The sequence below is a fragment of the Aeromicrobium sp. Root344 genome, assembly GCF_001425755.1.
Classification (GTDB): domain Bacteria; phylum Actinomycetota; class Actinomycetes; order Propionibacteriales; family Nocardioidaceae; genus Aeromicrobium.
On the sequence record NZ_LMDH01000001.1, the window covers coordinates 3,691,477 to 3,704,974 of the forward strand.

General features: G+C 67.8%; 15 protein-coding genes. 7 read left to right on the forward strand and 8 right to left on the reverse strand.

Annotated features, from left to right (window positions below; genetic code table 11):
- From ASC61_RS18305 to ASC61_RS18315, 3 genes are read left to right on the forward strand one after another with little or no spacing between them, the layout of a single operon-like run.
- On the forward strand, window positions 1–1,212 hold the full coding sequence (locus ASC61_RS18305) for an APC family permease (RefSeq protein WP_056214560.1): 1,212 nt from the start codon (window positions 1–3) through the stop codon (window positions 1,210–1,212).
- A 57-nt stretch (window positions 1,213–1,269) separates the two neighbouring features.
- Complete coding sequence (locus tag ASC61_RS18310; protein ID WP_056214563.1) at window positions 1,270–1,695, forward strand: MarR family winged helix-turn-helix transcriptional regulator; 426 nt, start codon at window positions 1,270–1,272, stop codon at window positions 1,693–1,695.
- Window positions 1,685–2,944: an MFS transporter gene (locus ASC61_RS18315; RefSeq protein WP_056214565.1), complete on the forward strand. Its 1,260-nt coding sequence runs from the start codon at window positions 1,685–1,687 to the stop codon at window positions 2,942–2,944. The genes ASC61_RS18310 and ASC61_RS18315 overlap by 11 nt, the downstream gene beginning before the upstream one ends.
- A 110-nt stretch (window positions 2,945–3,054) precedes the next feature.
- Here the strand turns inward: ASC61_RS18315 and ASC61_RS18320 are convergent, their stop codons facing one another.
- On the reverse strand, window positions 3,055–5,433 hold the full coding sequence (locus ASC61_RS18320; protein ID WP_235503593.1) for an immune inhibitor A domain-containing protein: 2,379 nt from the start codon (window positions 5,431–5,433) through the stop codon (window positions 3,055–3,057).
- Between the two features lie 252 nt (window positions 5,434–5,685).
- On the opposite strand from ASC61_RS18320, the gene ASC61_RS18325 reads away from it, so the two are divergent.
- Window positions 5,686–6,144 (forward strand): CAP domain-containing protein, encoded by a 459-nt coding sequence (locus ASC61_RS18325; protein WP_082530759.1) that lies wholly within the window; start codon window positions 5,686–5,688, stop codon window positions 6,142–6,144.
- Window positions 6,145–6,355: 211 nt separating this feature from the next.
- Window positions 6,356–6,559 carry a transcription antiterminator/RNA stability regulator CspE gene (gene cspE / locus ASC61_RS18330; protein WP_056214575.1) on the forward strand — a complete coding sequence of 68 codons (204 nt, stop codon included), beginning with the start codon at window positions 6,356–6,358 and terminating at the stop codon, window positions 6,557–6,559.
- A gap of 85 nt (window positions 6,560–6,644) precedes the next feature.
- Here cspE and ASC61_RS19860 read toward each other — a convergent pair whose 3' ends face one another.
- Together ASC61_RS19860 and ASC61_RS18335 are read right to left on the reverse strand one after the other, a co-directional pair.
- Window positions 6,645–6,821 carry a hypothetical protein gene (locus ASC61_RS19860; protein ID WP_157439555.1) on the reverse strand — a complete coding sequence of 59 codons (177 nt, stop codon included), beginning with the start codon at window positions 6,819–6,821 and terminating at the stop codon, window positions 6,645–6,647.
- An 81-nt stretch (window positions 6,822–6,902) separates the two neighbouring features.
- A complete protein-coding gene (locus tag ASC61_RS18335) occupies window positions 6,903–8,003 on the reverse strand; it encodes a PQQ-dependent sugar dehydrogenase (protein ID WP_056214578.1) in 1,101 nt (366 codons plus the stop codon).
- Window positions 8,004–8,094: 91 nt separating this feature from the next.
- On the opposite strand from ASC61_RS18335, the gene ASC61_RS18340 reads away from it, so the two are divergent.
- Together ASC61_RS18340 and ASC61_RS18345 are read left to right on the forward strand one after the other, a co-directional pair.
- Window positions 8,095–9,759 (forward strand): protein kinase domain-containing protein, encoded by a 1,665-nt coding sequence (locus ASC61_RS18340; protein ID WP_056214581.1) that lies wholly within the window; start codon window positions 8,095–8,097, stop codon window positions 9,757–9,759.
- A 72-nt stretch (window positions 9,760–9,831) separates the two neighbouring features.
- A complete protein-coding gene (locus ASC61_RS18345) occupies window positions 9,832–10,218 on the forward strand; it encodes a thioredoxin family protein (protein WP_056214585.1) in 387 nt (128 codons plus the stop codon).
- Between the two features lie 11 nt (window positions 10,219–10,229).
- Here ASC61_RS18345 and ASC61_RS18350 read toward each other — a convergent pair whose 3' ends face one another.
- From ASC61_RS18350 to bluB, 5 genes are all read right to left on the reverse strand, one after another.
- The gene (locus tag ASC61_RS18350) at window positions 10,230–10,502 is read right to left on the reverse strand and encodes an excalibur calcium-binding domain-containing protein (protein WP_056214589.1); all 273 of its coding nucleotides are present in this window, start codon (window positions 10,500–10,502) and stop codon (window positions 10,230–10,232) included.
- 95 nt (window positions 10,503–10,597) lie between these two features.
- Complete coding sequence (locus ASC61_RS18355) at window positions 10,598–11,386, reverse strand: MBL fold metallo-hydrolase (protein ID WP_056214591.1); 789 nt, start codon at window positions 11,384–11,386, stop codon at window positions 10,598–10,600.
- 44 nt (window positions 11,387–11,430) lie between these two features.
- Entirely contained in the window at window positions 11,431–12,249 is an 819-nt protein-coding gene (locus ASC61_RS18360; protein WP_056214594.1) for a dioxygenase family protein, read from the reverse strand.
- A gap of 39 nt (window positions 12,250–12,288) precedes the next feature.
- Window positions 12,289–12,801 carry a hypothetical protein gene (locus ASC61_RS18365; protein WP_056214595.1) on the reverse strand — a complete coding sequence of 171 codons (513 nt, stop codon included), beginning with the start codon at window positions 12,799–12,801 and terminating at the stop codon, window positions 12,289–12,291.
- Between the two features lie 29 nt (window positions 12,802–12,830).
- Window positions 12,831–13,475 (reverse strand): 5,6-dimethylbenzimidazole synthase, encoded by a 645-nt coding sequence (gene bluB / locus ASC61_RS18370; protein ID WP_056214598.1) that lies wholly within the window; start codon window positions 13,473–13,475, stop codon window positions 12,831–12,833.
- Window positions 13,476–13,498 lie beyond the last annotated feature (23 nt).

Genomic DNA, 13,498 nt, shown 5'->3' on the forward strand with positions numbered 1-13,498 from the left:
ATGACCGCCCCGCTCGATCGACGTCTGGGACTCGTCGGGTCGGTGGCCGTGGGGATGAGCGCCATGATCGGCGCCGGCCTGTTCGTGGTGTTCCCGCCCGCGGTCTCCGCGGCCGGCGACGGGCTGCTCGTCGCCCTCGCCATGGCTGCCGTGGTCGCCGCCTGCAACGCGATCTCGTCGGCGCGGCTGGCTCGCCGGCACGCTGTCGCCGGGGGCACCTACGTCTACGGACGCGAGCAGCTGGGGCCCCTGTGGGGCTACGTGGCCGGCTGGTCGTTCATCGCCGGCAAGCTCGCCTCGTGCGCAGCGATGGCGTTCGCGCTGGGCAGCTACCTGTGGCCCGATCATGCCCGGCTCGGCGCTCTGGCTGCCGTCGCCGTCTTCACCGCAGTCAACCTCACGGGGGTCGAGAAGTCTGCCGCCGTCAGCCTCCCGCTGGTCGCGGGCGTTGTCGCGATCGTGGTTGTCGCCGTCATCGCCATGTCCTCCGGCAGTGCCGCATCGAGTCCGGACCTGCCGACCTCGTCCGGTGGTGTGCTGGAGGCTGCGGGCCTGCTGTTCTTCGCATTCGCCGGCTACGCCCGGCTGGCCACGCTCGGCGAGGAGGTGCGCGAGCCGGCCCGCACCATCCCCCGCGCGATCGGGGTGACGTTCATCCTCGTGCTCGCGCTCTACACCGCCGCCGCACTCGCCCTCCTGCACGTCCTCGGTGCCGCCGGGTTGGCTGACTCGGTGCGTCCGTTCGTCTCCGGTGTCGAGGCGGTCGACGCCGACGGGCTCGTGCCGCTCGTGCTGGTCGCCGCAGCCCTGGCGGCCGGCGGGGCATTGCTGTCACTGATGCTCGGCGTCTCCCGCACGACGCTCGCCATGGCTCGCGACGGCCACCTGCCGCGAGGCCTCGCAGCGGTGAGCGTACGCACGCGGGTGCCGCACGTTGCCGAGATCGCCGTCGCGGTCGTGGTCGCAGCGCTGGTCTGCTTCGGCGACCTCGTCACCAGTGTGGCGTTCTCGTCGTTCTGCGTGCTGATCTACTACGCGATCGCCAACGCCTCGGCCTGGACGCTCGGTCGTGCCGTCGTGCCCCGCCTCGTCGCCGCCCTCGGCCTCGTCGGCTGCGCGACCCTGGCGCTGAGCCTGCCCGCCTCGACCATCGTGGTCGGCGCGATCGTGGTCGCGGTCGGTGTTGTGTTCTACGCCCTGCGCCGGCACTGAGCCGTACGCAACGACCACAAGTTGAATGTTGCATAACTGCGTCATACACTTGGTTGCATGGCGCAACCTGATCTTGACCATCTCGCCCAGGCCCTCCGTGAGTTCGCGGGTGGCCTCCTCCGCTCGACCCGCACCGACTCCCTCAGCCGTACGGCGGCGTCGACGCTGTCGTGGCTGTCGCGCGAAGGCGCCATGCGGATCACGACGCTCGCCGAGCGCGAGGCCGTCACCCAGCCGGCGATGACCGGACTGGTGCAGCGCCTCGAGGCCGGCGGCCTGGTGAGCCGCAAGGCCGACGCTCGGGACGGGCGCGCAGCCCTGATCGACATCACGCCGCACGGTCGCGAGGTGCTCGAGCGGCGCCGGGCCGCTCAGGACGCCATCATCATCGACCGGCTCGCGGGGCTCTCCCCCGACGAGCTCGCTGCCGTCGAGGCAGCACTTCCTGCCCTCTACAACGTCACGGAGCTCCATGTCGTCTGACACCACCAACCTGTTCAAGCAGCCCAAGGCCGTCTACGCGGTCGCGTTCGCCTGCGTCATCTCGTTCATGGGCATCGGCCTCGTGGACCCGATCCTGCCGGCACTCAAGACCCAGCTCGACGCGACCGAGAGCCAGGTGACGCTGCTCTTCACCAGCTACCTCGTCGTGACGGCGGTCGCCATGCTCGTCACCAACTGGGTGTCGAGCCGCCTGGGCGCCAAGCGGACGCTGCTGACCGGCCTCGTCATCATCGTCGCGTTCGCCGCCCTCGCCGGGTCCACCGACACGATCTCGGGCATCGTCGCGTTCCGCGCCGGCTGGGGCCTCGGCAACGCGCTGTTCATCGCCACCTCGCTGGCCGCGATAGTCGCCAGTGCCCGAGGCGGCTTCGCCGGGGCCATCATCCTGTACGAAGCTGCGCTCGGCCTGGGCATTGCCGCCGGGCCGCTCGTCGGCAGCGTGCTCGGCAACATCAGCTGGCGCGGCCCGTTCTACGGCGTCTCGGCGCTCATGGCGATCGCCCTGGTCGCCACCGTGTTCCTGCTGCCGGCCACGCCCAAGCCCGAGCACCGGACGTCGCTCAGCGCGCCGCTGAGGGCTCTCGGGCATCGCGGCCTGCTCACGATGAGCATCACGGCGCTGCTCTACAACTGGGGCTTCTTCACGATGCTCGGCTACGCCCCGTTCCCGATGGGCCTGTCGATCACGGCGCTCGGCTGGGTGTTCTTCTGCTGGGGAGTCTTGGTCGCGTTCTTCTCCGTCATCGGGGCGCCGTGGCTGCAGCGGCGATTCGGCACGGCCGCCTCGCTCTACGGCTCGCTCGGCCTGTTCGCGATCGACCTCGCAGTCATGGCGATCAGCCCGACGAGCCAGGTGCTGATGATCGGCTGCGTCATCGCCGCAGGCATCTTCATCGGCATCAACAACACCTTGATGACACAGGCCGTCATGACGGTCTCTCCCGTCGAGCGTCCGGTGGCGTCAGCCGCCTACGGCTTCGTCCGCTTCATCGGCGGCGGCCTGGCCCCGTTCGCCGCCGGCAAGCTCGTGGAGCACTTCAACGTGCACGTGCCGTTCGCCATCGGCGCGATCACGGTGCTCGTCGCGATCGCCGTGCTCGCCTCCGGGCGCCGGCTGCTCGCCGAGGCGGACGCCAGCCTCGCAGGTCACGACGACGTCAGCGGCGAGGTCGCCGACGAGTTCGGCGGCGCCTCGGGTGCCATCGACGAGGTCGTACGCACCCACTGAGCTGCCGCGGCGCCCCCTTCCCAGGTCAGAGCGGGCGCCGCGGCTCCATGCGGGCACAGTGAGGGGCGCGCACCCCCTGATGCGCGCCCCTCAGTCTGTGGCTCCTCAGATCAGTTGAACCTGACCTTCAGCGAGGTGCCGTCCTCCTCGAGGACCTTCACCTTGACGCCCACCGCCGGCAGCTTCACGCCGTGGCTCGGCAGCTCGGCGTACCAGTACTTCTTGGTGTCGTCGAACAGCGGCTTGGCCGCCTGCCCACGGATGTAGCTCGGGACGCCGTTGGTGTGCAACGTCATCGAGTCCGCCGTGTGCAGCGAGAACGGTGCGTCGTAGACCTGGATCCGAGGACGCCACGGTGCACCCGTTGCGAGGTTGATGATCGGCCTCGGGTTGGCGTCGATCGGCAGGTTGCGGCCCGATCCCGGGTGAAGGCTCGTGTTGTTGTCCTTCATCGAGGTGTCCCAGTACGAGATCAGCAGGCCGTGACCGTACTTGTAGTGCTCGACCCAGTCCGGCTTCGTGTTGGTGAAGCCGAAGTTGTACGGGCCGGTCAACAGGTACTTGTCGTAGCCCGCGTAGGAGCGGTGACCCATGACGTAGTAGTTGTCGGCGAGGCTCGACGTGGTGGCTCCCACGATCGAGAACCCGTCGAACGTCCACGCCGGTCCACCGGCCTCCGCGCCGTCGGTCAGCAGCGTCTCGCTGCCGGCCTTGATCGCGATGTCGTCGACAAAGAGACCCGCCTTGGCCAGACCGCCATCGGTCTTGTAGTAGAACCGCAGCTTGATCTTCTGGCCGTCGTAGGCCCCGAGCGGGACGTTGAGGTCCGCCCAGGCGGCCTGGTCACCGCTCAGACCCGGGTTGCCCGACGTGTCGTCGCCGATCGCCGTGCCACCGACCGTGCCGTCGAGTGACTTCCACGTGTCGCCGCCGTCGGTCGAGGCCTGCACGTACGCATAGTCGTAGCCGAGCTCGATCGAGTAGCGGACCTTGGCCGTCAGCACTCCGCCGGACTTGCCGGTGAGGTCGACGTCGGTGGTCAACGAGTTCGCCAGGTCATCGCCCGAACCGGAGAAGAACTGCTTGGCACCGGACGCCGGAGCGCCGTTGTCCGTGATGACGGTCTTCTTCGGCAGGACCACGACCGCGCCCTGAGCCTTGCTGGTGTTGTACTCCTGCGGGCCCATCGCCAGCGTGCGCTTCTCCTTGGCGCCGATCGCCTCGTAGTCGAGCCAGCCGAGCTGCAACTTCTCCCACGCGCCGAGGTCGCCCGGTCGCATGCCGAGCGGCTCGCCCTTGGCGTTCAGACGGCTCTGTGCCATGAGGGTCCAGTACTCGTTGGAGTTGTCCCCACCGCCCTGGGTCGCGTACGCGTCCGGCAGGCCGAGGTCGTGTCCGTACTCGTGGACGAAGACCGAGAGGCCGCCGTTCTCCGGCTGCACCGTGTAGTCGGAGATCCAGATGCCGGTGTCGCCGATCTGCGTGCCGCCGAGGCGGTTGTAGGCCGGGCCGGTGATGCCGGCGTCGGTCAGGAAGGCGTTCCAGCGGTGCGACCAGATGGCGTCCTCACCCTGCTGCGGGTCACCGTCGGCCTCGTCGCCGCCGGCGTGCACGATCTGGAAGTGATCGATGTAGCCGTCGGGCTCGTTGAAGTCGCCGTCACCGTCGTAGTCGTAGCGGTCGTACTGGTCGTACGCCTGCAGCGCCGTCTTGATCTGGGCATCCGTCTTGCCGCCGGCCTTCTGCTCGGCGATCCAGGCGGTCACCGCGTCCTGGATGAGGTACCAGGTGCCGGAGTCCTCGCGGCCGTAGCGCGCCTCGTTGTAGGGCACCTTGACCCAGTCCGAGACCGTGCCGTCGACCGAGTAGCGGCCTGACGACTGCACACGGTAGTAGGTCTTGAGCGACTCGGCGTCCGTCTTGAAGTACATGTCCTGGTAGTGCTGGCGGTTGAAGTCCGCCTGCCAGACCGTCGAGTTGTCCTTGGTGCGGTCAGGCGCAGGGATCTTGTTGTGCAGCGGGCCCTCGAACGTCGTGGGCCCAGGGGTGTCGGGGTCGGTGTCGACGTCCGGGTAGTCCGGGTGCCGCTGGTTGCCGAACTCAGCGAGGATCACGAAGATCTTGTCGGCGCGCTCCTGCGAGAGCTCGACGTACTGGTCCTGCTGCTTGGCTCCGGCGCGCGCCTGGAAGTTCTTGCGGAACTTCTTGTTGCCTGCGCGAGCGGCGTCGGCCGGGCTGGTGCCCCGACCGACCTTGACCACGGTGCTGCCGTCCTTCTGGACCGGCTTGAGATCACCGTTGAGCACGCCGGTGATCGCGGACTCGCGCAGCTCGCGGCGCTTGTCCTCCATCGGGCTCTTCAGCTCGTCCTGCTTGTTGGTGACTCGATCGCTGCCGGCGACCGGCGGTGCTGCTGACGCGGAGCTGGGAGCCGTATAGGCCGTCCCGAATGCTGCCGCGAGTGCGAGGCCGACTAGGCCTGACGTCACACGCTTCACTGTTCCCCTCGTTCCCTTTGATGGAGCAGCCGGGTGGTTTGCCCGGCCTGCGGTGCGTACGCCCTCGTGAGGCGCCCTGCACAACGGGGTCAACTTAGGTAATTTTCAGGTAGAAAGGCAGTCTTGACATTTAGCCCGAGCTGACTATAAGGGCCTAGTCCTTCAGGACTAGGCCCTGCACTTCGGGGTTCTGCCTCCCCGCTCCCCGCACCTGTCTTATGGTGTGGGTGGGAGGGAGAACCCATGAAGAAAATACTGAACCCGCGCGCTCTTGCGGGAGCTGTGGCAATGGTGCTGTTGGTCCTGGCGTCTGCACCGGCATCTGCCGTGACGTCGACGACGTACGAGAGTGACGTCATCAAGTGGACCAACGTCAAGCGAGTCGACCGGGACAAGGTCGCAGTGAAGTCCCAGTCGTGCGTCGACCGCTATGCGGAGAAGCAGGCCGCATGGATGGCCAGTCACGGCGAGCTCAAGCACCAGAGCATGTCAACCATCCTCAACGCCTGCGGCCTGTCGCTGGTGTCGGAGAACATCGCGTACGGCTACGGGACCGGTGGTCGCGTCGTCAGTGCGTGGATGAGGTCGCCGGGACACCGGGCCAACCTGCTGAACTCCAAGGTCCGCTGGATCGGCGTCGGCGCCGTCCAGGACGACGACGGAGTGTGGTGGGTGTCGCAGGTGTTCGGTCGAAAGCAGTGACCGTTTCCGGGTGGTGAATTTTTCAACTCACCACCCGGAAGGCTTTCCCTTTGGGGTTCGCTGTGCCCTAGGCTTGTCGGCAGTTGCACGACGTTGGGCCGTAAGAATGAATGAGTTCCTCTCGGGGTGTCTAGTTCTTCTCGAAGGTTGGATGTACGTCGCGACAGTCATTCGCGAAAGTCGTGAATGAACTCGCCAAGAGGAGTTAGACATGGCAACAGGAACCGTCAAGTGGTTCAACGCTGACAAGGGCTTCGGATTCATCGCCCCTGACGACGGCAGCGAAGACGTCTTCGCGCACTTCAGCGCGATCCAGTCGAGCGGCTACCGCTCGCTGAACGAGAACCAGAAGGTCGAGTTCGACGTCGAGCAGGGCCAGAAGGGCCTGCAGGCCGCGAACATCCGGCCCCTTTAAACAGGTCGAAGAGCTCGCGAGAGCAGAGTTGAAGAGCAGAACGCCACGACCCTCGGGTCGTGGCGTTCTGTCGTTCAGGCGTACGTCAGAGGTGGCCGCACTCGTCCCACGCGTGCCGGCCGTACTCGGCGCTCGGCGCGTTCTCGAGATAGCTGACGTCGGTGTCGGGCTTGGCGTGCCGCGGGGCAAGGCGATGAGCCGGGAACCTGGCCGAGGCCTCGGCCACCTGCTGCGAATCGATCTCGAACGTGGACTCGTCCATGGGGCTCTCCTCTGCTCACGGGCGTTGACCTGAGGATATCCTCATGTTTGCCCGCCGGGTAACCCTTACGCCCCGGTAGCTTCAGAGCGTCACGCGCAGGATCCGGTCGTCGCGGTCGCGCAGGTCTCCGCGGCCGTCGGTGTTGCTGGTGGTCACCCACAGAGCGCCGTCCGGAGCGGTCACGATCGTGCGGATGCGCCCATGGTCGCCGCTGAAGTACGCCTTGGGCTTGCCCGCCTCGGTCCCGTCGAGCGGTACCGCGAACATGCACTCACCCTGCAGTGCGCCGAGGAATGCGGTCGACCGGGTGATGGTGACGCCTGCTGGGGAGCACTCGTCGGTGCCCCAGGTGACCTTGGGGTTGACGAGGTCGTCGTTCTCGGACGTGCCCTCGACCTCTGGCCAGCCGTAGTTGCTACCCGGCTCGATGAGGTTGAGCTCATCCTTCGCCTTGTCGCCGAACTCGGTGGCCCACAGCCGGCCGTCCGCGTCGTAGGCGAGGCCCTCGATGTTGCGGTGGCCGTACGACCACGTGCGGTTGTCGAACGGGTTGTCGGCGGCTGCCTTGCCGTCCCGGGTGATGCGCAGGACCTTGCCGTTGAGCGAGTCCCTGTCCTGGGCCAGTGCGCCGTCACCGGCGTCGCCGGTCGAGACGAACAGGTTGCCGTCGCCGTCGAACAACAGGCGGCCACCGTGGTGCCGGGCGCCGATCGCGATGCCGGTCAGGATCGGCTTCTGCGAGGCGATCGACCCGCCCTTGAGCGTGAGACGTACGACCCGGTTGTCCGTGTCGGTCGTGACGAAGGCGAACAGCGTCGACTCGTCGTCTGGCGCCAGGGCGAGCCCCAGGAGGCCACCCTCTCCCCCGGCGCCGCCCGTGGCGCCGGCGACGTCGCCGACCTTGGAGACCTCGCCCGACGTCGAGATGCGGACGATTGATCCCTCGTCGCGCTGCGAGACGAGGGCGTCACCGCTCTCGAGGAACACGATGTCCCATGGCACATTGAGCCCGGACGCGATCGTGGAGGCGATCTTGGGTGCGACGCTGGTGGGGGTCGCGGTCGTGGTGGGACGCGCGGTCGGCGTACGTGTGGGGCTCGGCTTCTCGCCGTCACTGCCGCATCCCACAAGGGTCGCGGCACCGATCGCGGCGAGTCCGGTCAACAGGCTTCGGCGTTCCATGCACCGATCATGCCGGTCCCGGCCCGACTGCGACAGCCCGTCCGCGCATCCTCGAGATGTAGGTCGTGGGATACGCCTCTAATCTGGAGAAATGCCACCTCTCCTCGGCGGTCGATACCGTCTCGACAAGCTCATCGGTGGCGGCGGCATGGGCGAGGTCTGGCAGGGCCATGACGAAGTCCTCGACCGCTCCGTGGCCATCAAGATCATCCGCCCGCACCTCGCCGACGACGAGAACGTACGCGCGCGGCTGCGGGTCGAGGCGCAGCTGGCCGGCAAGCTGCACCATCCGGGCATCGTCGACGTGTTCGACTACGGCGAGGACGAGGAGGACGGCAAGCCGGTGCCGTTCCTGGTGATGCCGCTGATCGACGGCGCTCCCCTGTCGGCCCTGCTGGCCGAGCGCGGCGAGCTCTCGACCGGCGAGACGATGGCCATCGTGTCCGGCATCGCGGCCGCCTTGGAGGTGGCGCACGAGGCCGGCATCGTGCACCGCGACCTCAAGCCGGGCAACATCCTGGTGACGCCTGACGGACGGGTCATGCTCGTGGACTTCGGCATCGCGCACGCCGCCGGCGGCGAGCCACTGACCCAGACCGGCGCGCTGGTCGGCACTGCGGACTACCTGAGCCCGGAGCAGGCTGCCGGACGTACGGCGACCTCGGTGTCAGACCTCTACTCGCTCGGCGTCGTGGCGTACGCGTGTCTCACCGGAGGCCTGCCGTTCCACCGCGACAGCGACATCGCGACGGCGCTCGCCCACCTCCAGGACGACGTTCCCGACCTGCCGGAGACCGTGCCCGACGACGCCAGGACCCTCGTCGACGCGTTGCTGGCCAAGGAGCCCACCGCGCGACCGTCCTCCGCCCATGCGGTGTCCGTGGCGGCAGCCGCCATGGCCACGTCGATCCCCGCTCCCCCGGGTCATGCGCCCGAGATGAGTGGCGAGCCCACCATGCCCGACGCTGCGGCCCGGCCAGGCGGCACGCTGCCGGGCATCGTCGAGCGTCCGGTGAGCGTCGGCGCACCGGCCGACGACCCGGCAACGCTTGTGACACCGCCGACCAGTGGCAGCGTCGTGGCCGCGGAGCACGAGCGCCGTCGTCGCCCGCGTCGCATGGTCCTGCTCAGCTCGGCACTCATCGTCCTGGTCGCCGCCGCTCTCGGCTGGATGCTTCTCGGCGGTGGCGCCGACACGGTGACCGTGCCCAATGTGGACGGGAAGTCCCAGGGCGCAGCCACGGCGCTGCTCGAGAAGGCTGGGCTCGACGTCGACATCCACAAGGTCAACGTCGCGCATGCCAAAGCCGGAGAAGTCGTCCGCCAGACGCCGACGGCGGGCACCGACGTCGACAAGGGCGCGACCATCACCCTGTCGGTCGCCACCGGACGCGTACGCATACCGGTCGACCAGCTCAAGAGATCCACGTACGACGAGGCCGTGGCGATCCTCGACAAGCTCGGGCTCGAGGCTGAGCCCACCTATGCCACGGACGACGCAGCCGCCGGCACCGTGATCGCGGTCGACCCGAGCGGCACCGCCAAGATCGGGTCGACCGTGATGCTGACGGTCTCCAACGGGTTCGGCGCACCGAAATCGTCCGATGAGGACAAGGGGAAGGGCAAGGGCAAGGACCCGAAGGACGAGAAGAAGCCGCCGGCCAAGGACACCAAGGGGTCGACGAAGCCCACCAAGGAGCCGCCCTCCCCCGCGCCCACGACGACGCCCACCGAGGAGCCGTCCACCGCCCCGTGAGGCAGTCGGGGAATGCCCACCAACCTCGTACCGTTGAACATGACGTACGGAGTTTTCCTATGAGAGGCAGTCATGAGCACCGTCACCCTGACCAAGGACACCATCGACGACGTCATCGGCGCTGAGGGCATCACCCTCGTCGACTGGTGGGCCGAATGGTGCGGACCCTGCAAGCAGTTCGGCCCGGTCTTCGAAGCCGCCAGCGAGCAGCACACCGACGTCGTCTTCGGCAAGATCGACACCGAGGACCAGCGTGAGCTCGCCGCTGCCGCCCAGATCACCTCGATCCCGACGCTGATGGCATTCCGTGACGGCGTCCTGGTCTTCTCGCAGCCCGGTGCGCTTCCGGCGGCCGGCCTCGAGCAGATCATCACCGCGGTCAAGGACCTCGACATGGACGACGTGCGCCGTCAGATCGCCGCCCAGGAGGCCGAAGCGCCCGAGGCTCAGCAAGCCTGACGGCTAGGCGCCTATTTCTTCTCGCACGCGATCCCGTCCTTGTCGCGGTCGCGCTTGGTGTTCTTGTTGTAGACCGCCTTGTTGCGGGTGAAGTTGGTGACGGGAGTCCCCGACGTGTGGTCGTGGGCCCCGGGCTTGCCGACGCCGTGCTTGTAGTCCTTGTTGAGCTTCTTGCAGCTGCTGTAGGACTTGACCGCGGCCTCGGCCGGGTAGGACGTCGCGGCGACCACGCCCAAGCCAAGGGCAGTGGTGCAACACGCGACGACGAGCTTCTTGATGATCATGGGTTCCCTCCCGTGAAGACAGTGACTCTCGAATCCTCGGTCACGTCGCCGCGGCACGGGCGGGTTTGGTCAAAGATGGCTCCAACGGGCCATGCTCAGGCTACGACTGTCGTCGAAGCCCCCGGATCGACCCAGGTGACCCGATCGGCGTACGCCGAAGTGGCAAGCACCTGCTCCGCGACGTCGCGGCCCTGCTGGAAGTGCGACCACCCTTCGTAGTGCACGGGTACGACCGCGGCCGGCTTGACGAGGTCGAGCAGCTCGGCACCCTGCCGGGCGTCCATCGTGTAGCGGAACCACCCGGTGAGGTAGCGGAACCGCACCGAGCCGAGATGCATCAGCAGCGTGCCGATGTCGAGCCGCGACGCGACCTCGCGCAACCCGCGGTAGAGCACCGTGTCGCCGGTCATCCAGAACGCACCGTGCTGCTGACCCGCCCACTGCAGGGCGAAGCCGATGACGGGGCCGGTGATCGGGTTGAGGCCGACCGGACCGTGCTGGCACGGCGTCGCGGTGACGGTGATCGTCTCCTTGCCGGGCGCCTCCAGCGTCCAGGTGTCCCACGGTGCCAGGCCGATCGCGCCACCACCGAGCTTCTTGGCCGCCTTCGTGGTCGTCAGCACGGTGCCGAGCTGCGGCAGCATCGAGACGCCCGTGGGGTCGAGGTTGTCGGCGTGATGATGGTGGCTGATCAGCACGGCATCGATCGGGCCGAGCTCATCAGGTGTCACCGAGGGGCCGACGAGCTTGCTCGACATCGTGCCCCAGCCGAAGAAGTAGCGCCGCCCGGGCGGGTCGAACGTCGGATCGGTGAGGATGCGCCATCCGCCGAACTCGAGGAGGGCGGTCGGACCGCCGATGTGCGTGATGGTGACAGCTGTCATGACGGCTCCGTTCAGGTGCCGAACAGCATACGAGCCCCGCGCCGTCAGGCGGAGATGAACGACCTCATGCCGACCGAGCCCATGTCGATCGCCTCGTTGAAGAACTCGATGTCCTCGCCGTCCTCGAGCAGGCTCAGGGCCGCGACCATCGGGCGGTAGTGGTCGTCGGTCGGCACCGCGATGCGGGCCTCGGACCATGTCGCGTAGGGGTTGACGAGCTTGCCCACCTCGCGATCGCGCAGGGCTGCCGCGGTGTCGGCGTCGAACTGCTCGGCCCAGTCCCATGCGGAGCCGCCGTCCCACTTGACCCGGCCGAGCGCGTGCACGATGTTGCCGCTGCCGATGAACACGACCCCGCGACGGCGCATCGCGCGGAGCCGGCCGTAGAGCTGGTAGAGCTCGGGCAGGGGCATCGCGTAGTCGATGCTGATCTGCAGGATCGGCACCTCCGGCGTCGGTGCGAGGTGCTTGAGCACGCTCCACGTGCCGTGGTCGAGGCCCCACTGCTTGTCGAGCTCGGCCTCGTAGTCGACGAGCTGCTTGGCAAGGAGCCTTGCGACATCGGTGTCACCGACCGAGTCGTACTGGACGCGGTAGAGCTCGTCGGGGAACCCACCGAAGTCGTAGATGATCTTGTTCTTCGGCGCGTCGGTGATGTGGGTCTGGCCGGGGGTGAGCCAGTGGGCGCTGATCACGACGATCGCCTGCGCCTCGGGCAGGCCGCGGCCCACCTCGGTCCACTTCTGGGTGAACGAGTTGTCGGCGATGGCGTACATCGGGTTGCCGTGGCCCACGAAGAGCACGGGCATCAACGGGCTGGGCTGCAGCCGGTTGTCCAGGTCGGAGATCGAGTACGTCGCCATGATGCAATTCCTCTAGTAGTTGATGCTTCAACTATAGCATCACCACTGGGGCCCTGGCTCCTGCTTGAAGCGATCGGGCATTTGCTGCGCCCATGCGTCGGGCTCCTGCGCGGCTGAGCGCCTCGTGAGCTCGACGCGCGCGTGCTTGACCGCGGCTTCGGCATCCCAGAACGCACACGCGAAGAGGGAGAAGTCGATCAATCGCCTGCGGCTCAGGTGGCTGAGCAGCCGCGACACCAGGCTGATCTGCGTACGAGCCTCACCAAGGCTGTCGGGCAGCCATGGCTCCTGGAGGAAGCCCGGCAGCACGCAGACCAGCTCGTCGGGGCCGAACAGGTGCCAGAACGCCCCGCGCTCGTGGAACTCGCGCTCCGCCGACAGCACCGTGCCGGGGTCGGTGCCGAGCCACCGACCCATCTCGGCGGTGTCGAGGTAGTGGGTGAGACGGTCGCGCACGCGGACGTAGCGGCGCACGGTGGGCTCCGCGCGACCCGACGCCTCGCCGGCGAAGAAGTCGTCGATCAGCGGCCATCCGGGTTCGTCGGGATCCATGCCTCGACTCAAGCACCGGGGTCTGACAGTCAGCCGGGCCAGGCGTTGTCGGCGAGCAACTCGGTCAAGGGGCGTACGAAGGTCCAGCTCTCCTGCTCGAGCATCGGTCGAGGATAGAACTCGGTGACGGGTCCGAGGCACAGGATCGCGACGGGCTCGGCGCCGGCGGGCGCGCCGATCAGCTCGGCGACATGGTCGGGCACGAACAGCGACACCCAGCCCATGCCCAGCCCCTCGGCGCGTGCGGCCAGCCAGAGGTTCTGGATGGCGCAGGACACCGACGCCAGGTCCATGTGCGGCATCGTGCGACGCCCGAACACGTGCCGGTCACGGTCGTCGCCCAGGGCCACGACCAGCACCTCGGCGCAGTCGAGGATGCCCTGCACCTTGAGCCGCATGAACTCGTCGCCGCGCTCCCCCATCGCTGCGGCGGTGTGGCGACGCTCGATCTCGACGTGGTCGTGGAGCGATTGGCGCAACGCGGGATCGGTGACCCGGACGATGCGCCACGGCTGCATCAGTCCGACGCTCGGCGCCTGATGTGCGGCGGCGAGCATCCGGGCAAGCACGTCCTCGTCGACCGTGCCGCCGGCGAAGTGCCGCATGTCGCGCCGCTCGGCGATGACGCGATAGACCGCGTCGCGGTCCTCCTTGGCGTACGCGTGCTCGGTCACTCGGCTCCCTGCTTCCAGGCCTT

Excerpts from the sequence above, each read along its gene's own strand:
- ASC61_RS18305 (WP_056214560.1), top strand. The coding sequence starts at position 1 with ATGACCGCCCCGCTCGATCGACGTCTGGGACTCGTCGGGTCGGTGGCC.
- ASC61_RS18310 (WP_056214563.1), top strand. The coding sequence starts at position 1,270 with ATGGCGCAACCTGATCTTGACCATCTCGCCCAGGCCCTCCGTGAGTTC.
- ASC61_RS18315 (WP_056214565.1), top strand. The coding sequence starts at position 1,685 with ATGTCGTCTGACACCACCAACCTGTTCAAGCAGCCCAAGGCCGTCTAC.
- ASC61_RS18325 (WP_082530759.1), top strand. The coding sequence starts at position 5,686 with ATGAAGAAAATACTGAACCCGCGCGCTCTTGCGGGAGCTGTGGCAATG.
- cspE (WP_056214575.1), top strand. The coding sequence starts at position 6,356 with ATGGCAACAGGAACCGTCAAGTGGTTCAACGCTGACAAGGGCTTCGGA.
- ASC61_RS19860 (WP_157439555.1), bottom strand. The coding sequence starts at position 6,821 with ATGGACGAGTCCACGTTCGAGATCGATTCGCAGCAGGTGGCCGAGGCC.
- ASC61_RS18335 (WP_056214578.1), bottom strand. The coding sequence starts at position 8,003 with ATGGAACGCCGAAGCCTGTTGACCGGACTCGCCGCGATCGGTGCCGCG.
- ASC61_RS18340 (WP_056214581.1), top strand. The coding sequence starts at position 8,095 with ATGCCACCTCTCCTCGGCGGTCGATACCGTCTCGACAAGCTCATCGGT.
- ASC61_RS18345 (WP_056214585.1), top strand. The coding sequence starts at position 9,832 with ATGAGCACCGTCACCCTGACCAAGGACACCATCGACGACGTCATCGGC.
- ASC61_RS18350 (WP_056214589.1), bottom strand. The coding sequence starts at position 10,502 with ATGATCATCAAGAAGCTCGTCGTCGCGTGTTGCACCACTGCCCTTGGC.
- ASC61_RS18355 (WP_056214591.1), bottom strand. The coding sequence starts at position 11,386 with ATGACAGCTGTCACCATCACGCACATCGGCGGTCCGACCGCCCTCCTC.
- ASC61_RS18360 (WP_056214594.1), bottom strand. The coding sequence starts at position 12,249 with ATGGCGACGTACTCGATCTCCGACCTGGACAACCGGCTGCAGCCCAGC.
- ASC61_RS18365 (WP_056214595.1), bottom strand. The coding sequence starts at position 12,801 with ATGGATCCCGACGAACCCGGATGGCCGCTGATCGACGACTTCTTCGCC.